General features: G+C 55.7%; 17 protein-coding genes and 1 pseudogene. 15 read left to right on the top strand and 3 right to left on the bottom strand.

Annotation, left to right across the window (positions count from 1 at the left end; all coding sequences use genetic code 11):
- Positions 1–113 precede the first annotated feature (113 nt).
- Positions 114–599: an HNH endonuclease gene (locus HDEN_RS00835; protein ID WP_013214222.1), complete on the bottom strand. Its 486-nt coding sequence runs from the start codon at positions 597–599 to the stop codon at positions 114–116.
- 89 nt (positions 600–688) lie between these two features.
- On the opposite strand from HDEN_RS00835, the gene HDEN_RS00840 reads away from it, so the two are divergent.
- Both HDEN_RS00840 and HDEN_RS00845 read left to right on the top strand, forming a co-directional pair.
- Positions 689–1,411 (top strand): hypothetical protein, encoded by a 723-nt coding sequence (locus HDEN_RS00840; protein ID WP_150103159.1) that lies wholly within the window; start codon positions 689–691, stop codon positions 1,409–1,411.
- Between the two features lie 39 nt (positions 1,412–1,450).
- A complete protein-coding gene (locus HDEN_RS00845) occupies positions 1,451–1,711 on the top strand; it encodes a hypothetical protein (protein WP_013214224.1) in 261 nt (86 codons plus the stop codon).
- A gap of 142 nt (positions 1,712–1,853) precedes the next feature.
- Here the strand turns inward: HDEN_RS00845 and HDEN_RS00850 are convergent, their stop codons facing one another.
- The gene (locus HDEN_RS00850; RefSeq protein ID WP_150103160.1) at positions 1,854–2,261 is read right to left on the bottom strand and encodes a hypothetical protein; all 408 of its coding nucleotides are present in this window, start codon (positions 2,259–2,261) and stop codon (positions 1,854–1,856) included.
- Here HDEN_RS00850 and HDEN_RS00855 point away from each other — a divergent pair.
- From HDEN_RS00855 to HDEN_RS18595, 12 genes and pseudogenes are all read left to right on the top strand, one after another.
- Positions 2,256–2,990, top strand: coding sequence for a glycosyltransferase family 25 protein (locus HDEN_RS00855; protein ID WP_013214226.1), 735 nt, complete (start codon positions 2,256–2,258; stop codon positions 2,988–2,990). The genes HDEN_RS00850 and HDEN_RS00855 overlap by 6 nt on opposite strands.
- Positions 2,991–3,208: 218 nt before the next feature.
- On the top strand, positions 3,209–4,516 hold the full coding sequence (locus HDEN_RS00860; RefSeq protein WP_013214227.1) for an O-antigen translocase: 1,308 nt from the start codon (positions 3,209–3,211) through the stop codon (positions 4,514–4,516).
- Positions 4,513–5,724, top strand: coding sequence for a glycosyltransferase (locus HDEN_RS00865; protein WP_013214228.1), 1,212 nt, complete (start codon positions 4,513–4,515; stop codon positions 5,722–5,724). The genes HDEN_RS00860 and HDEN_RS00865 overlap by 4 nt, the downstream gene beginning before the upstream one ends.
- Entirely contained in the window at positions 5,715–7,235 is a 1,521-nt protein-coding gene (locus HDEN_RS00870) for a hypothetical protein (RefSeq protein ID WP_013214229.1), read from the top strand. The genes HDEN_RS00865 and HDEN_RS00870 overlap by 10 nt, the downstream gene beginning before the upstream one ends.
- Complete coding sequence (locus HDEN_RS00875) at positions 7,222–8,256, top strand: polysaccharide biosynthesis protein (protein ID WP_013214230.1); 1,035 nt, start codon at positions 7,222–7,224, stop codon at positions 8,254–8,256. The genes HDEN_RS00870 and HDEN_RS00875 overlap by 14 nt, the downstream gene beginning before the upstream one ends.
- Position 8,257: 1 nt before the next feature.
- Complete coding sequence (wbjC, locus tag HDEN_RS00880; RefSeq protein ID WP_013214231.1) at positions 8,258–9,343, top strand: UDP-2-acetamido-2,6-beta-L-arabino-hexul-4-ose reductase; 1,086 nt, start codon at positions 8,258–8,260, stop codon at positions 9,341–9,343.
- Complete coding sequence (gene wecB / locus HDEN_RS00885) at positions 9,327–10,466, top strand: non-hydrolyzing UDP-N-acetylglucosamine 2-epimerase (protein ID WP_013214232.1); 1,140 nt, start codon at positions 9,327–9,329, stop codon at positions 10,464–10,466. Before wbjC ends, wecB begins: the two co-directional genes overlap by 17 nt.
- Before the next feature lie 17 nt (positions 10,467–10,483).
- A complete protein-coding gene (locus tag HDEN_RS00890) occupies positions 10,484–11,713 on the top strand; it encodes a glycosyltransferase family 4 protein (RefSeq protein ID WP_013214233.1) in 1,230 nt (409 codons plus the stop codon).
- 265 nt (positions 11,714–11,978) lie between these two features.
- Positions 11,979–12,638 carry a sugar transferase gene (locus HDEN_RS00895; RefSeq protein ID WP_013214234.1) on the top strand — a complete coding sequence of 220 codons (660 nt, stop codon included), beginning with the start codon at positions 11,979–11,981 and terminating at the stop codon, positions 12,636–12,638.
- Positions 12,635–13,258 (top strand): acetyltransferase, encoded by a 624-nt coding sequence (locus HDEN_RS00900; protein ID WP_013214235.1) that lies wholly within the window; start codon positions 12,635–12,637, stop codon positions 13,256–13,258. The genes HDEN_RS00895 and HDEN_RS00900 overlap by 4 nt, the downstream gene beginning before the upstream one ends.
- A 7-nt stretch (positions 13,259–13,265) precedes the next feature.
- On the top strand, positions 13,266–14,441 hold the full coding sequence (locus tag HDEN_RS00905; RefSeq protein WP_013214236.1) for a DegT/DnrJ/EryC1/StrS family aminotransferase: 1,176 nt from the start codon (positions 13,266–13,268) through the stop codon (positions 14,439–14,441).
- Between the two features lie 53 nt (positions 14,442–14,494).
- A pseudogene (locus HDEN_RS18595) lies at positions 14,495–14,608 on the top strand (IS3 family transposase); the annotation flags it as partial.
- Positions 14,609–14,779: 171 nt separating this feature from the next.
- On the opposite strand, the gene HDEN_RS00910 reads toward HDEN_RS18595, so the two are convergent.
- Positions 14,780–15,625, bottom strand: a complete 846-nt coding sequence (locus HDEN_RS00910; RefSeq protein WP_041921749.1) for a glycosyltransferase family 2 protein — start codon at positions 15,623–15,625, stop codon at positions 14,780–14,782.
- Positions 15,626–16,249: 624 nt separating this feature from the next.
- On the opposite strand from HDEN_RS00910, the gene HDEN_RS00915 reads away from it, so the two are divergent.
- Positions 16,250–18,460, top strand: coding sequence for an oxidoreductase (locus HDEN_RS00915; protein WP_013214238.1), 2,211 nt, complete (start codon positions 16,250–16,252; stop codon positions 18,458–18,460).
- Positions 18,461–18,464: the final 4 nt, after the last annotated feature.

Raw genomic sequence — 18,464 nt, forward strand, 5'->3', positions numbered from 1 at the left:
TTAAGCCCATAGGCTGGAGCAAGGCCGACACCGAGCCGACGAAGCGCGCGGTCGTCGCTCACAACAAAGTCTTCGACGCCATTTGCCCGAACTCGTGAGGCTCTCGCCAAGAACTAAAAGTTTGCGAACTCGCGATGGTATTGGTTGGCGACTGTCAAATAAGCCGAATACGCCTCTTCTCTCGTGTCATAGCAACCGATGTTGATCTGATTACCGTTGACTCGTAGCTGCGCAAACCACTTCTTTCTATCGGCGCGCCAACAAACGCCTTTGAGTCCAGATGTATTTCTCGGGGGCTTTTTACGGTTATATAGGTTTTCGGATCGTGTGGCCTCGCGAAGATTGGCAAGCCGATTGTCGCCTTTCTGGCCATTGATATGGTCGATCTCAGCAACGGGCCACGCTCCAGTCTCGTAAAGCCAAGCAAGCCGATGTTGGAGATAGCGTCTGCTATCAATACTTATGTCTTTGTAGCCGGTATTGTTTGTTCTTCCGGCGACATCTCCGACCTTGACTCTATTGCTTCTCGAAATCTTCCACAAGAACACGCCGGTGTTCGGATCGTAGTCGAGAAGTTCTCTCAGTGTTTTCTGATCCATATCGGAAGAGTATCTAATTCGAGGAATCGCGAGAAATGCCCGATTACGTTCCTCCACAGAATAAGAAGGACTCCGAATTAACATATCGGATGTCGTTTTTGCCGTTCGGGACCTACGCAAACCCGGACGGAACGGAATCTCTCGGGCTTGCAATTCCTGGAATGATCCAAGAGCCGATCAACGCACTTTCTCGTCTCTTCGGCACGCCTTCCAATCCAGGAACCTTCGGACAAGGCCCAGATGCACCGGGCAATGCCGACGATATGCGCACCCTCCTGATGTCGATGTACGGCGGGAATGCGATGAACCCGGCAGCGGCTATACCAAAAGGAGCGCTTTCATCTGGCGCCCTTCGCGAGGCGCCGCAGCGCATGTATCACGGGACCGCGGCGGCAGAGGACTTCCGGAATTTTAAGCCGAGCTCCGAAGGCTCATTCGGCCCCGGTGTCTATCTCTCTGAAAGCCCCGCCGTCGCCTCAGAGCGGGCTCTTACAGATACCGGATCACGCGTGTTCCCGGTCGATGCGCAAGGTCCGTTTGCATCCGTGGATGATTACCTGACTGCGCTCCATGGCAATGGGAGAGATCCAGTCGCAGCACAGCAGTCGCTTGGACAACAGGGCTACACGGGCGTTTCTGGCGACCTTGGGAGCTATGGCCATCCGGCGCCTGTCACGAACGTTTTTCAACCTGGGAGCATCCGCAGCGCCACGACGGGCGAAACCCTCTACTCAGACGGCCTTCCGTCGATCTGGGGCAACGCTCTTGCACCCTCTCAAGACGAACCCCGTAACGCTCTCCTGAACTACTAGTGCCCGCGTTCCAACAACCGGAACGAAAGAACATGTCAAATGCAGGACTCTCCCGGGTCGCTTCCGCCCTGGCTTATGAACTGGATGCTGGGCGTGGAAAGCCGCTTAGGGAACATCCAGGGTCAACTTCGGCACCTTGGAGCCAAGACTACGGAGAGGGCCGAAGGACGCCCAACCTGGCAGCCTCGCGATTACATGGCGGCGGGAGCTGGTATAGCGATGGTTCTGGCAGCGATCGCGGACAAGATCGGGTGGACAACCCTCGCAGCTTCCCTGGTCAAGCTCTATGGCGGACGATGAAGGCTGCCCTCTGCCCCGGGACGTGGGTGTTTTGTGTCTGCCTCGCCATAGCGACGTTCATAGTGGTGGTTTAGGTGGGACACTACGGCTTGCGACGCAAAGAAACACCGATGGCACATTTTGCGTCCCACCATCAATTAAGTCATTGATCTTTGGCGTTTTTGACACTCCCGTAGGGAGGCAATAGCAGGCGCATCTCGCTCGCGATGAGAAACGCAACGACGATGGGCGCCATCAGCGGCGTCGGCAATTCGGAGCTGCGCGGTTTGCGAAAGATCAAAATCCAACTGACGGCGAAACACGCGACGGCAACGACTTGGGATACGCCTCCTTTGAGAAAAAAGATCGAGACTAGAAACGCAATGAAGAGTGCGCGTGCTGGATTGTCACGGATTTTTTGGCTAAGCTTTTCCGCGATGGAGTAGACGGATGCTGCTGAAAGCATATGAGCCACGTTGTCGTTTGCCGTCTCGTCCGACTTTGACGGCGAATCGCGACGCATTGCACTGGGATGGTTCAACTGGATAATTCCTGTCCCGCGCGCATGCAAGTCTTCGTCATCAACCTCGCATCAGCTACAGATCGCCTCGCCTATATCAGCGGTCAGATTGGTGGTCCGTTCGAACGCATCGAAGCGGTTCGTGGCGAAGCGGTGCCGGAGCGACTGAAGGCAAATTTCAGCGGAACAGTATCGCTGCTGCCGGGTGAGATCGGCTGTTACGCCAGTCATCTCATCGCCGCTGAAAACATTGTCGCGCGCGGATTGCCTTACGCCGTTGTGCTCGAGGACGATGCTATCCTGGCGAGCGACTTTCATGAGGTCGTGGAGACTTGCGTCAAGCATTTGCCAGCAGGGTGGGACATCGTCGCCTTGTCTGACGTCAAGAGCCTTCCGCACTGCCGCCTTTCGCAATTGAGCGGCGAGCGCTGGCTGGTACGGTACGCGCATTTTCCGAAGACAACGACCGCCTACGTTCTCAGTCAGTCGGGTTGTCGGAAGTTGCTGGCGTCGCGTCCAAGGACGCGTCCGGTGGACGTCGATATTCGGTACGGTTGGGAAATGGGACTCAACGGTTATGGCATTCTGCCTCCGCCTGCCGGGCCGAGCGAGAAATTCGAGTCGTCGATCCCGAAGAGTGTGCGGCGGAGATTCTATTGGCGGTCGCATCCGTTGCGTTATCTCAAGGGGCGCATTAACGGCGTGCGAAATCTTGGGCTGGCGAATTCGGTTCGGGCGTATCTGGGACGTTCATCCAAATCTGCAGTTACCCGCCAATAGCGGATAGAAATGTTCGCGCTAAACTCAAGCTCGTGCGGCGTTTGACCCAGCAGTCAAGTGTTGTCATCGAAGATTGATTGCCGTTATCTCAGGCCGTCTCTGGTCGAGACTTTGCGCGGTAAAAGAGAGCCTCGAATTTGTCACGTCTACTCGTTTCTTGAGACGAAACGTCCTCTTAAGAATCGGCCTGTTTTTCGTAGTGGGGCAGTTGCAGGTTGATGACATTTCTCGTGAAGCGTTGGGCGGCGGTTTTACGGTTTCTGCCGATATCGACGGCAGGCTTTGCTGCGGTCACCGTGGTGAAGGCTGGTGCAGGCCTACTTATCGTCAAGGTCATATCTGCTGGATTTGGCCCCGAGGCATTCGGGCAATTGGCGCAGCTGATGACGGTTGTCGCCATCGTCAGCATGTTGGCTGGTGGAGGAACTACCAACGCACTCATCCAGAGCCTTGTCAGCGCGGTCTCGGAGCAAGACCGCCAACGGCGTCTGACTGCTGCATTCAAAATTTATCTCGCGCAATCGATCATCGTATCGGTTGCGCTCATTGCGGGGAACGCTCTGTTCGCCCGATTTTTGCTTCAGGATAACACTCTATCATGGCTGTTTCTGCTGCTTGCCGCTACGCAATGGGTCGTCGGCGCTAATAATCTCTCGCAAGCCATGCTGACAGCCATGCAGCGCAGCCGTGTCATCATATTATCAAATATGATCGGGACATGTGTTGGAGCATTTGTATTCATCGCTTGTGTCTGGCCGGGGAATTATGCAGGGGCCGCGCTTGGTATTGTTCTCTATCCGGTGGTCGGTGCGGTCATAGGGCTGTGGTTTGCAGCTAAGACCATCCCGCTCAGCTGGCGTCGTCCCGTATGGGCCACGACGCGCGACGACATCACGAACCTATTGTCCTATTCGGGCGTGGTCGTCATTTCGCTCGCGGCAGTTCCGCTCGCTCAGATTTACGTGCGCGATATTGTCGGCGGCCGATTTGGCTGGGAGGTCGTCGGCTATTGGCAAACCGTATTGAAAATATCCGATGTCTACATGCAGTTCTTCGGCATGCTTATGATATACCAGGCGCTTCCTTATTATTCGGCAGCGACTTCGCTGGCGGACTTAGACAAACGCTGGCGCCATGTCATGTATCCGATTCTTGGACTCATGGTTGGGGGGCTTTGCCTGTTTTACCTCCTGCGCGAATTCGTATTGCGCGTTCTTTTCTCAGAAGCATTCTTGCCCGCTCAGCAGTTTGTCCTGCCTTGCATTGTTGGCGATTTTTTTCGTATTGCGGGAGTGTTTTTTGTTTTTTACGGCATATCCCAAGGGGCGCGTCTGATGCCAATTCTATTCGATCTCACTCAGGCTATTCTTTTAGTCGCCGTCGCTATTCTGCTTTTGCCTGTCTATGAAGGAATGGCGCCCGCCTATGCCACTCTTTTTGCGGGTTTCGGGGGCTTTATTGTGATGGTTGCCGTGCGCGCCGTGCGCCGATCGCATTGGAAAGCTAAATTAGAAAGCGTCGCATGAGTCGAATTCTGCTGGTGTGCGTGAAGTTCTCTACCGACGCGGCAAACGGGTGGCTGACGAATGATCTCGTCGACGCATTCGTGCGAGCGGGCCACTCTGTCGATGTTATTCATCTGGAGTGGCAGGAGGAGCACTCGGTCGAGTTTGTTACGATGGCAAATGGTGCTCGGTTGCTGCGATTGTCTGCCTTGTCGTTCTTTCCGAGTTGGCTTCCAAATATTGTTCGAAAGGGCGCAAAATGGCTAATAGCTTCTTATCTTGCCGCTCGCGCAGCGCAGAAATTTATTCCACCTCAGGCTTATGACCTAGTCGTCGGATTTTCTCCGGCTGTCGTGACTGATGGACTGGTGAAGTGCTATCAGCAGCAGGCGAAAAAGACGTTACTTTTGTATTGGGATTTTTTCCCTCTTGCTCAGTATCAGCTCGGGTTACTGCCAGGGGGAAAAATCGCAGCAGTGGTGGCTCATAGTTTTGAGTCGAAGGCAGTAGGACGATACTCGCAAGTGGGCTGTATGACACCGGCTAACATCCGGTTATTTAGGTCATATTTTCCGAAATATTCTGGTCGCATGATGCAGGTACTTCCATGGGGGCCTGCCGGTCTTATTGACCTGTCCCATCGTGATGAAATCCGAAACCGGTTTGCTTTTAGCGCGGGTGATGTGGTTTGCGTATTTGGTGGACAGCTGATCCCGGGAAGAGAAATTGAGCGTATTGGTGAACTCGCGCAGCGTGTTTCGGAAACATTGCCGACTGTGCGTTTTGCCATAGCGGGAAGCGGTCCTCTTGCTGGCTTGATCGAGCAACAGGCTGCAAATTTGCCAAATCTAACATTTCTGGGAAAACTTAGTCGAAGTCGATATTGCGAGTTATTGGCGGCTGCCGATATAGGTATTGTTCTTACTTCGGCCGATTTCAAAGTTCCGAACTTTCCCTCAAAAACGGTTGATTACTTCCGCGCTCAACTTCCTATTCTGGGCGCTGTGGAGACGTTCGGAGATTACACGTCGATCATCAATGAGGAAATCAAGGCTGGACTTTCCTGTTCGGTTGAAGATGCCGCGCAATTGGAAAAAAACTTACGCGTCCTTGTGTCTGATGCAGCGTATAGGACTGAATGCGGCCGACGTGGCGCCGACTATTATTTGAATCATATGAGTGCTTCGAATGTGGTTCTGCGTGTCGCGGGGGACGAGACATGCTATTGAGGCTACTAAATCAGCTTGCCCGCTTTGCGCCTCTGCTATTGGTGGTCAGCTATATCTCACTGAGCTATGGCCTGTTTCTTTTTGGCCCTATTAGGTGGGATGCTCCCAACATATCCTATGTTACTATTTTTATGAGCATCTGCCTAATTATGCTTGTTTTGGGCTATTCTGTAGGCATGCGGTCCATATCCATTTCGACGCGCCAAATACCCTGGCGACCGTTCTTTTGGGTGGGAGCAATCGCTAGTGGTGTTTTGCTCTTTCCTTCAGCGTGGATTTATATGAATAAAAATCCGTGGGACGCGCTTCATCTCGCGCAATGTCAGAACGTTGCGTATATGGATATGATCAATGGAATTCGTGATGACTCCACTGGGAATCGCTATATCTATGTTTTGGCGCGGGCGTTTCTCGCTCCGTTCACTTTTTCTGTGCTGCCTTTATGCATTTTGCACTGGGACGAGATGCGATGGAAGGAATATGCGCTATTAGCAGTTTACTTGCTGTCAGCGCTATGTATGTCGCTTCTGCGGGGTACGGATAAGGAAATTGCCGATATTGTTATTATGCTCTTGGCGACTTTGCCGATTGTAACTTTCCGGGCGCTTATTTCGCGTGATCTTCCGTTCTCTCGTTTGCTCGGTTTGCTTTCGACTATAGCAGTTGTTATTTTCGCAGGCGCTTATATGTTTATGGAACGTAAGGACGCTCGGCTTTTCCGCTCAATTCCTGCTGTTGCTGAATTTAATAAAGGGCATATTTGTTCCGCTGGCGACTGGCGCTGCGCATGTGATGCGGAGAGTAGTTTAAAGGACGCATCTTCATTAGCAGCTAAACTGCAGCAAGAGACTTGCACCACAGATTGTGTTGGAAGTGCAGGTCAGCCCGTGCCGAACTCCGCACCGCCGGACGTGGGGGCGGCGGATAAGGCTGACAAGGCGACCTCTGACGTTGCGGTGTCAAATCAAACTGTTGCAGATCAGGTGCTGCGAACCGAAGCGAAGCACGGAAATTTTCTTGCCGTCATGGCGACGGGCTATCTCAGCCAGGGATATCTCGGTATGTCCATAGCTATGACCGAGGATTTTTCGAGCACATTCGGTATTGGTCATTCTCCGCTACTGCTGCATTTCAGTAAGCGCGTTCTCGGAGATGATTTCGAAAAGCGAGCTTATACAAATAAAATATCAGATAGATGGGATGCCAAGGCTAAATGGTCTACGGCCATGACATGGTGGGCAAACGATGTCAGCTTTTATGGCGTTCCTTTTATCTTTGCGGCGTTGGGCTTGCTAACAGCATTTTGCTGGCGAGAAGCGACAGAGCAGCATCGGGATGCATCTGCCATTGTGTTGGTGCTTTGCATGTTCTTGTTTTTCTATCTGCCGGCGAATAATCAACTCTTTATGACAGCTGATTCAGGAGTGACTGTTTTGTTTTGGATAGTTCTGTTGGGCTGGACTGTGATATCTCATCGGACAAATGATAGCGCGCGCCATGTTCAACAATAAAACGCTCCTTATCACGGGTGGCACGGGCTCGTTTGGAAATGCCGTTCTTCGACGATTTCTCGATAGTTCGATCCGGGAAATCCGCATTCTCTCGCGTGACGAGAAGAAGCAAGATGATATGCGCAAGCGTCTCCAGAGCGAGAAGCTGAAATTCTATATCGGAGATGTCCGGGACTACCGGAGCGTGCTCGGCGCCATGCGTGGAGTCGATTTCGTGTTCCACGCGGCCGCGCTCAAGCAAGTCCCGAGCTGCGAATTCCATCCGATGGAAGCGGTGAAGACCAATGTCGGCGGAACCGACAACGTCATAGAGGCCGCCATCCAGTGCGGGGTGTCGCGCGTCATCTGCCTCTCCACCGACAAAGCCGTTTATCCCATCAACGCCATGGGTATCTCCAAGGCGATGATGGAAAAAGTGATGGTCGCAAAATCGCGCACATGCGAGGGGACGAACACCATCGTTTGCGGTACGCGCTATGGCAACGTCATGGGCTCGCGTGGATCGGTCATACCGCTGTTTTTGGAGCAGATGTTCACGGGGCGCCCGATCACCATCACCGACCCGAACATGACGCGCTTCATGATGACTCTCGAAGATGCCGTCGATCTTGTGCTTTACGCGTTCGAGCATGGAAAGAACGGTGAGATCTTCGTTCAGAAGGCGCCGGCGGCGACGATCGATGTGCTTGCCGAGGCATTGCTCGGGCTGTTCGATAAGCAATCCCATCCGGTGCAGGAAATCGGCACACGTCACGGCGAGAAGGCTTATGAGGCGCTGCTGTCACGCGAGGAAGTGGCCGTCGCTCATGATCTCGGCGACTATTATCGTGTGCCGCCGGATTCACGTGATCTCAATTATGAGAAGTTCGTAGAGCACGGCGAACGCCGCATTACGGAAGCGCAAGACTACAACTCACACAATACGCAGCGGCTGGACGTCGCCGGCATGAAAGCCCTGCTGAAGAAAGTCGGGTTCGTTCAGGAATTGCTCGCTGGAAAACCCTGGTATCCGGGTGTCTGAGATGAAACTTGTCGTGACGGGTGCAGACGGCTTCATCGGAAAAAACCTTCTTCTTGCATTGAAGCCGCGGACCGACGTCACCTGCCTGCCGATAACGCGCAGTTCTTCGGATGCAGATATCTCAAATGCCTTGGCCGAGGCGGATGCTGTCGTGCATCTCGCGGGGATCAACCGCCCGAAGGAAGGCGAAAGCTATAGCGACAACACTACGATCACCCAGAAGCTGGCGAGGTTGCTGAGCGGGCGTTCAGTTCCGGTTATTTATACCTCGAGCACCCAAGTGACGCGGGGTAACGAGTACGGCAACAGCAAGCTCGGAGCGGAAGATGCGCTGAGAGCGACGGGTTGTCCGCTGTATCTTTATCGTCTGCCCAATGTGTTCGGCAAGTTTGCGCGCCCCAACTACAATTCTGCGGTTGCAACGTTCTGTCATAACATCGCGCGCGACCTTCCCATTACGATTCATGATCCAAGTGCTGCGCTCACGCTGGTGTACATCGATGATGTGGTCAGTTCGTTTTTGGCGGCGCTCGATGGCAAGCTTTCTCCGGGACTGGTTGAAATCGATCCGATCTACGCCACAACGGTCGGCGAAGTCGCAGAGCAGATAAAGGCATTTCGTAACTGCCGTGGCGGCAGTCTGCTGATCGAGCGCGTCGGCACGGGGCTGACACGAGCGCTTTATGCGACGTATGTGAGTGCATTGCCTCCGGATGCGTTCCGCTATGGTGTCACCGAACATTGCGATCCGCGTGGCAAGTTCGTGGAGATGTTGAGAACACCAGACTGCGGGCAGTTCTCATTCTTTACTGCGCATCCGGGCATTACGCGCGGCAGCCATTACCATCATACCAAAACTGAAAAGTTTCTCGTTATTTCGGGACGCGCGCGCTTCGGTTTTCGTCATATGGTGACCGGCGAGCGTTACGAAATTGAAACCTCGGGTGAACGCGCCGAAATCGTTGAAACGGTTCCGGGATGGACACACGATATTACCAATATCGGGACGACCGAAATGGTCGTGATGCTTTGGGCAAATGAAATCTTTGATCGCGACAAGCCGGATACCTATGCAGAACCCGTCTAAACTCAGCGTTATGACCATTGTAGGTACGCGGCCGGAAATCATCCGCTTGTCTCGGGTGATGGCGGCGCTCGATCGCGACTGTGCACATACCATCGTTCATACGGGTCAGAATTACGATTACGAGCTCAATGAAGTTTTCTTTGCAGATCTTGGCATCCGCAAGCCGGATCATTTTCTGAATGCAGCGGGAACTAACGCGGCGGAGACGATCGGCAAGGTTATCATCGAGACCGACCGTGTGCTGGAGCTGGTCAAGCCCGAAGCAATCCTGATTTTAGGCGATACCAATTCTGGATTCTCGATGCTGCCGGCGAAACGGCGCAAAATTCCTGTATTCCATATGGAAGCTGGGAATCGTTGCTTCGATCAGCGCGTTCCCGAAGAGATCAATCGCCGTATCTTCGACCATACGGCGGATATCAATCTGACCTACAGCGACATTGCGCGCGAATATCTGATCAGCGAAGGCCTTCCGGCCGATCGCATTATCAAGACCGGCAGCCCAATGTGCGAGGTGCTTGCGTATTACCGATCTCAGATTGCGGCTTCCGACGTCCTCCATCGGTTGAAGCTTACTCCGCAAGCTTATTTCGCCGTCAGCGCGCACCGAGAAGAAAACATCGAGTCGGAGCAAAGCTTCACGCGCCTCGTCGCAACGCTCAATGCGATCAGCGAGCATTATGAAAAGCCGGTGATCGTCAGTACTCATCCGCGTACGCAAAAGCGAATTACAGCAAGTGGTGCGTATTTTCACACAAACGTTCGACTGTTAAAGCCGCTCGGATTTCATGATTATGTGAAGCTTCAGCAATCGGCGTCTGCCGTGCTTTCGGACTCCGGCACAATTTCGGAAGAGTCTTCGATCCTGAATTTTCCAGCGTTGAATATCCGCGAAGCGCATGAGCGCCCGGAAGCGATGGAGGAAGGCACGGTCATGATGGTCGGGCTCGAGCGCGAGAATGTGCTGCGCGCTTTGGAGATTGTACTTCGGCAACCGCGCGGCGAGGAGCGCTTGCTCAGGCACGTCGCAGATTACGCGATGCCGAACGTCTCAGATAAGGTTGTCCGTATTCTGCACAGCTATAGCGGATATGTGCGGCGCGTCGTTTGGAAACAATATTGATCTGACGCGGTCTGCGCATGCGCATCCTGATCCTATCGCAGTTCTTCACGCCTGAACCGACGATCAAGAACATTGATTTTGCCAAGGCGATGGCAGATGCCGGGCATGACGTTCGCGTGCTCACGGGATTTCCGAATTATCCGGGTGGCAAGGTCTACGACGGATACCGTGTTCGTTTCGTGCAGCGCGAGGTCGTCGACGGAATACACGTCACCCGGGTTCCACTCTACTGCAGCCATGACAGATCGCGCATCGGGCGGAGTGCGAATTACATCAGCTTTGCGGCATCGGCATCCATTGCGGGAGTATTCAGTCGATGGCGACCTGATGTCATGTACGTCTATCATCCGCCTTTGACCGTGGGTGTCGCCGCTGCCCTCATCGGGTTTTTGCGGCGGATTCCGTTCGTCTATGACATCCAGGATCTGTGGCCCGATACGCTGAAAGCAACGGGGATGATCGGCAACGATCGCGTACTATCGGTCATTGGGCGCTTTGCTCGTTTCGTTTATCGCCGAGCGAGTCTGCTTCTACCGCAATCACCTGGATTTGCGGAGCGGCTGAAGGCTGTCGGGGTCTCGCCGGAGAAGATCCGCGTGGTGTACAACTGGGCCGATGAAACGTCGATGAAAGAGGGCGCGGTCGCCACGTGGGCGCGGCCCGCCGATCTCGCTGGCAAGTTCCTTCTGGTCTTCGCAGGGACGATGGGCATGGCCCAGAAGATTGAGAATGTCCTCGATGCGATGGTATTGCTTAAGGAGCGGGCACCGCAGGTAAGTTTGCTTTGCATCGGTGGCGGGATCGACGTTCCGCAATTGAAAGCCCGTGCGCAGGCGCTTGGGCTGACAAACGTGGTTTTCCATCCACCGGTGCCGATGTCGGAGATCGGAGGCGTTCTGCAGTCCGCCGATGCGCTACTCGTGCATCTTCGCCGTGATCCGTTGTTTAATATCACCATCCCGTCGAAGACACAGGCCTATTTGCTGGCGGGTAAGCCCGTTATCATGGCCGTGCAGGGTGATGCAGCGGCTTTGATCGAAGAGGCCGACGCCGGTTTCGTTGTTGAGCAGGAAGATCCGCCGTCGTTGGCTGAAGCTGTGACGCGGCTCGCATCTATGAGTCCGGAGTCGCGCGACGCGATGGGACGGCGCGGGAAGGCGTTTTATGACATGCGTTTGAGCGCGAAGGTTGGCGTCGACTCGATAGTCTCGGCGATGGAACTGGCAGTTGAGCGTTTTCGCGCGTAGGGAGGACGGACAGATTGCGCGTGAGCGCGAGATAGGAAGCGAAGCGGATTATCCGGCGCCTCCATTTCACAAGCTCAATGCTCGTCGTCAGAATTTAGCGTGTTGAGCGGCGATCGTGCGGATGTCATTTGGTATTGTGATATGCGTTGGATGTGTCAGACGCTGAAGCTCAATTCGCGCGCTTGATGCCGTATGGTTGACCCAATATAGGTTCGACTGATGTGTCGGATATTTCCAGAGATCCTATCGTGAGGCCCGTGGCGATATGACGGTCAAGCGTGCGTTCGATATCGCCGCCGTCCTCTTAGGGGCAATTGTCGCGGTCCCCATCGCGGTGCTTATCGCGCTATTGGTGCGCGTAAATATAGGTACTCCGGTATTTTTTATCCAACGGCGTCCCGGCCTGCTCGGCAAGCCATTTCACCTGGTGAAATTTCGCACCATGACGAACCGTGTCGACAAGGACGGCGCGCTTCTTCCGGATGCCGAGCGCCTCACGCGGTTTGGCCGTTTTTTGCGCTCGACCAGTCTCGATGAATTGCCGGAACTTTGGAACGTTCTGAAAGGCGAGATGAGCCTGGTTGGTCCGCGGCCATTGCTGATGGAATATTTGCCGCTCTATTCATCCGAGCAAGCGCGGCGCCACGACGTTCAGCCCGGCGTCACGGGTTGGGCCCAGGTCAACGGTCGCAATGCCATAAGCTGGGAGCAAAAATTCGAACTCGATGCTTGGTATGTCGACAACCATAGTTTGCGGTTGGACCTCAGAATTCTGGCTTTGACGTTTCTGAAAATCATCAGACGTGACGGAATTTCTGCAGAGGGGTCAGCGACGATGGAACGGTTTACCGGGGGTGGGGGCGACAGGTTTCTCGATCAGAAACGCCATATTGAGCGTGCTTCTCGACAAATGGACATCAGATGAGCGGTGGACTGGCGATTCTTGGCGCGGGCGGACATGGACGCGTCGTTGCTGACTGTGCCGACGCGCTGGGATGGCAGCGGATTGTCTTCTTTGATGATAGACACGACGTAGCTTTGGAGACGCCGTGGAGTGTAGCGGGCTCAGGGGAGGACTTGATGGCTCAGGCGAGCGCATTCGACGCGGTAGTTGTTGCCGTCGGTAACAATAGAATGCGGCTTGAATTGTTGCTGGCCCTTAGGAGTGTAGGCGCGCGGCTCGCGACTCTCATTCACCCGCGTGCAACCGTCAGCGGTAGATCCGTTATCGGTCCTGGTTCGGTAGTCATTGCGGGTGCTGTCGTCAATATTGGTGCCCGCGTCGGGCAGGGAGTTATTGTCAACACGGGTGCGACGGTTGATCATGATTGCGTGTTGGAGGATGGTGTTCATGTTGCACCCGGTGCTCATTTAGCTGGCGGCGTTAGGGTTGGAAAGGAAAGCTGGATTGGGGTAGGAGCGGTGGTGCGCGAATATACATTCGTCGGCGAGGGTGCGTTTGTCGGAGCTGGTGCTGTCGTCGTTGCTTCGATCGACGCTGGACTCAAAGTCGTCGGTAATCCTGCCCGCCAGATACGCCGCTGATCATCCAATGCCGAAAACTCCCTTCTCCCCCTGGCCGAGCTTCTCGCCTGAAGAGGTTGAGGCTGTTGCCGCAGTGCTGAGCTCGAACAAGGTCAACTACTGGACCGGTAGTGAGGGGCGTGCATTCGAGCAGGAATTTGCTGCATGGACAGGCGCCCGTCACGCGATTGCGCTCGCTAACGGTACGGTTGCGCTGGAGATTGCTCTAAAGGGGCTTGGAATCGGCGCCGGTGACGAGGTGATCGTCACGCCACGCTCGTTTATCGCATCGGTTTCCTGCGTTGCAATGGCTGGCGCGACTCCCGTGTTTGCCGACGTCGACCGCAATACGCAGGCACTGTCGGCTGAAACGATCGCGCCTCTGATCTCAGCTCGTACGAAGGCGGTCATCGTAGTCCACCTGGGCGGAATGCCGGCTGACATGGATCCGATCATGGCCCTGGCGCGCGCACACGGGTTCACGGTCATCGAGGATTGTGCGCAGGCGCACGGCGCACGTTACAAAGGAAGATCTGTCGGCACCATCGGTCATCTTGGAGCCTGGTCGTTCTGCCAGGACAAGATCATGACGACCGGCGGTGAAGGTGGCATGATCACGACGGACGATGCCGAGCTGTGGAGCCGCATGTGGTCGCTCAAGGACCACGGCAAGGGCTACGCAACGATGCAAGCGTCCGAACCGCAGGCGACGTTTCGCTGGGTGCATGAGGCTTTCGGCGGTAATGGGCGAATGCTCGAGATGCAGGCCGTAATTGGGCGTTTGCAGCTCAAGAAGATGGACGAATGGACTAAGATCCGCGGGCGCTATGCGGAGCAAATTCGTCAAACGGCGCGGGGCCTTAAAGGGCTGCGAGTTTGCGATATTCCGAACTGGGCCGAGCCTGCTGCATACCGATGTTATGCATTCGTAGATGCCGAGGCGCTGGCTGGTGGCTGGACTCGCGATCGGATCATTCACGAAATTCGTGCTGAGGACGTGCCCTGCTTCGTCGGTTCCTGCAGCGAAATTTATCTTGAGAAGGCTTTTGACGGAACGCCGTGGCGTCCAAAGGAGCGTTTGCCGATTGCTCGGGAATTGGGCGAGACAAGCCTCGCGTTTCTAGTCCACCCAACGCTCGCGCCAGAACACATCGATCGAACGTGCGATGTGCTGAGCGACGTCATGCAGCGTGCCGCAGCCTAGAGCTTTTCTGTTTCGGCGTGTGCCCTGATCGGGCTCGCGGCGAAGGCCTGTCGCTCGCTGACGGGCGCCGCTTTTGCATTCTTGTGATTGTCGAGTACTTCACACGCGAGTGCTTGGCTCTCGCGGCGGACACCTCGTTGCCGGGCCATCACGTCGCTCGTGAGCTGACAATGCGCTCACGCCGAACGAGTTTGTAAGTAGGTCCTTCACGGGCGATAACCAGAACGGACTCCAGTTATGAGTGAGCACCTTGGGGACAAGGTCACGAGCAGAACCGTCCTGACGTCAAGCGTGGGCGCTTTAGGTAGTCGGATTGAGATCCAACGCGTCGGTGAGTACTATTTTGCTTGGTCTTTTCCGTCTCGCTGTGAGACTAAGCTCGAGGCCATAGCGTGTTCATTTACGGGTGCGTCGTTTAGTATGGACAATCGTTGACGGCGCCAGAGACGATAGACTTTCGCTGCTCTGAAGCGGGCTTGCAGCGCCGCGTAGCGCAAGCCCATGAAGCCGCCGGTGATGTGTCGCCTGACGATGTAGTACTTATAAAAGTTCAGCGGGAATTCGATCGTCAGGCGCGCCAATGTGAGTGCCGGACTGGTGATTGAGGCGTGTTCGGCCGCAAGCGACATGCGCCTGTCCAGTTTGGCCCTCATGTGCTCGAACGAGCGGATCGAAAAATGGTGGATGGGCGCATTGAGGCGTCCTACGGCATGGCCGTCTGTCACGACGGTGTCATGAACGTGCGAGTCCCGGAAACGCACGATCCGGCGGTCGTAGAGCCTGACGCACCAATGGTCCCGAGCCCAGATGCGGGGCTTGATCCGCTGCGGGTAGATGACGTGGATCGGCATGCCGTATGCCGCATGCTTTGGCGCGCCCGAACGGAATAGTTCCGTAATTTTCGTCCGAAGTTCTGGCGAGACGACTTCGTCGGCGTCCAGGTTCAAGACCCAGTCGCGGTGGCACTGCTCTTCGGCAAATCTTTTTTGCCTGCCAAAGCCAAGCCACGTCTGTGAAATTACGCGTGCGTGGGCTCCTTGGGCAACGGACACTGTATCGTCGGTGCTGCCGCTGTCGACGACCACGACTTCATCAACCCACGGTTCAACCGACCGAATTGTTCTGGCAATGCGATCGGCCTCGTTTTGAGCAATGATGAAGCACGATATAGGCAGTCTGGACATATCAGGCGAAATCTCCCCTCCCCCCGGGTGGTTGAACGCCATCCGTCTCGGCTCGATGTGCATTTCATCGCGTCGCCAGTCAAGATGTCTGGAAAGAGTAGGGCGCTTGGCCAGCTTTATTATCTCTCGATTTTCTGCTGGTCGCGGCTAGCGGCCTTTATCTCAGAACGCTCAAATGGGCGCTTTCAGAAACTTCCAGCTAAATCCTGGCGCATTGTATATCAAATTGCTTTTGCTATCGAGGTTTTTAGGTCAAACGCACGGGAGCTCATAAAAGGTCCCGTTTTATATGGCATATTCATGCAATTCATTATGCGGAATATCCGTATTGTACTAATAATATATCGCAATGCGATATGTTGTGCGGCGAGCGCGCTCATGACCTGCCTGTGACCGCAGCGTACACACGTCATGACGAACCGTTTCATCGGGCTGCTTGACGCACTGCTCGAGAGCTTGTTTAGGCCCAGAGCAACGGTTATCCTTTGAGTTGACCGAAACTGCCGCACTTTGCATGTGCAGCAGGAATCTACCTCCTAAGGAGTAATCGGTCGTGACAATAGACGCGAGGCATCGCGCCATAGCCAATCCTTGGTTCTCGGGAGAACCAAGGAGTCCTAAAAAATGGCAAGAGATCCTCGCTTCGACATCCTCTTCACGCCACTGAAGCTCGGCTCTAAAACGATACGTAATCGCTTCTATCAGGTGCCTCACTGCAACGGCGCGGGAACGAACTCGCCCGGCATGAACATGGCCCATCGCGGCATCAAGGCCGAAGGCGGCTGGGGCGCCGTCAACACTGAGCAGTGCTCGATCCATCCGGAATGCGACGACACGCTGCGCATCACGGCCCGTATCTGGGACCAGGGCGACATGCGCAACCTGCGCGCCATGGTCGACCACGTACACAGCCACGGCTCGCTCGCAGGCTGCGAACTTTTCTACGGCGGACCGCACGCGCCGGCCATCGAATCGCGCACGATTTCGCGCGGTCCGAGCCAGTACAACTCCGAATTCGCGACTGTTCCCGGCTGCCCCGGCTTCACCTACAATCATGAAGCCGACATCGACGAACTCGAGCGCCTGCAGCAGCAGTATGTGGACGCGGCACTGCGCGCCCGCGATACCGGCTTCGACCTCGTGAACGTCTACGGCGCTCACGCCTATGGCCCGATGCAGTGGCTCAACCCTTACTACAACCGGCGCACAGACAAGTACGGCGGCAGCTTCGATAATCGCGCTCGCTTCTGGATCGAGACGCTTGAGAAGATCCGCCGGGCCGTCAACGATGACGTGGCCCTTGTCACGCGCTGCGCGACCGACACCCTTTACGGAACGAAGGGCGTCGAGCTGACCGAGGACGGCCTGCGCTTCATCGAGCTTGCTTCGCCGTATCTCGACCTCTGGGACGTCAACATCGGCGACATCGCCGAGTGGGGTGAGGACGCGGGTCCCTCGCGCTTCTATCCGATCGCGCACGAAAACGACTGGATCCGCCATATCAAGCAGGCGACCAACAAGCCGGTCGTCGGCGTCGGCCGCTACTATGATCCGGAAAAGATGCTGCAGGTCATCAAGGCGGGCATCATCGACATCATCGGCGCGGCGCGTCCGTCGATTGCCGATCCGTGGCTGCCACGCAAGATCGACGAGGGTCGCGTCGACGATATCCGCACCTGCATCGGCTGCAACGTCTGCATCTCGCGCTGGGAAATGGGCGGCGTGCCGTTCATCTGCACGCAGAACGCAACGGCCGGCGAAGAGTATCGCCGCGGCTGGCATCCGGAGAAGTTCGAGCCGAAGAAGTCAGATCACGACGTCCTGATTGTTGGCGCCGGTCCTGCCGGGTCGGAATGCGCCCGCGTGCTCATGGAGCGCGGCTACACCGTGCATCTCGTCGATACGCGTGAAAAGACCGGCGGTTATGTCAACGATGTCGCCACGCTGCCGGGTCTCGGCGAGTGGAGCTTCCATCGCGACTATCGCCAGACGCAGCTCGAAAAGCTCCTCAAGAAGAACCCTGAGTGCCAGATCGCGCTCAAGCAGAAGCCGATGACTGCCGATGATATTCTGCAGTATGGCGCGTCGCGCGTCGTTATTGCGACGGGCGCGAAGTGGAGCACCACGGGCGTCAATCACCGCACGCACGAGCCGATCCCCGGCGCCGATGCGAGCCTGCCGCACGTTCTGACACCCGAACAGGTGTACGAGGGCAAGAAGGCCGTCGGCAAGCGCGTGATGATCATCAACTACGATGCGTACTACACAGCGCCCAGCCTTGCGGAGAAGTTCGCTCGCGCCGGTCACGACGTAACGGTTGCGACGGTGTGCGGTCTCGGCGCCTACATGGAGTACACCCTCGAGGGTGCGAACATGCAGCGCCTCATCCACGAGCTCGGCATCAAGGTTCTGGGCGAGACGGGTTGCTCGCGCGTCGAACAGGGCCGCGTCGAACTCTTCAACATCTGGGGTGAAGGCTACAAGCGCTCTTACAAGGGTGCCGGGCAGCTGCCGCGCAACGAGAACACCAGCCACGAATGGCATGAGTGCGATACCGTGATCCTCGTCACGTCGCGACGCTCCGAGGATACGCTCTATCGTGAACTCAAGGCGCGGAAGGGCGAGTGGGAAGCAAACGGCATCACGAATGTCTTCGTCATCGGCGATGCCGAGTCGCCCCGTATCATCGCGGACGCGACGTTCGACGGGCATCGCCTGGCACGCGAGATCGAAGATGCCGATCCGCAGCACCAGAAACCGTACAAGCGCGAGCAGCGCGCCTGGGGCACGGCGTACAACCCGGACGAGAATCCGGATCTGGTGTGGCGCGTCTAGCGCC

Origin of the sequence: Hyphomicrobium denitrificans ATCC 51888 (genome assembly GCF_000143145.1) — a bacterium.
GTDB lineage: Bacteria > Pseudomonadota > Alphaproteobacteria > Rhizobiales > Hyphomicrobiaceae > Hyphomicrobium_B > Hyphomicrobium_B denitrificans.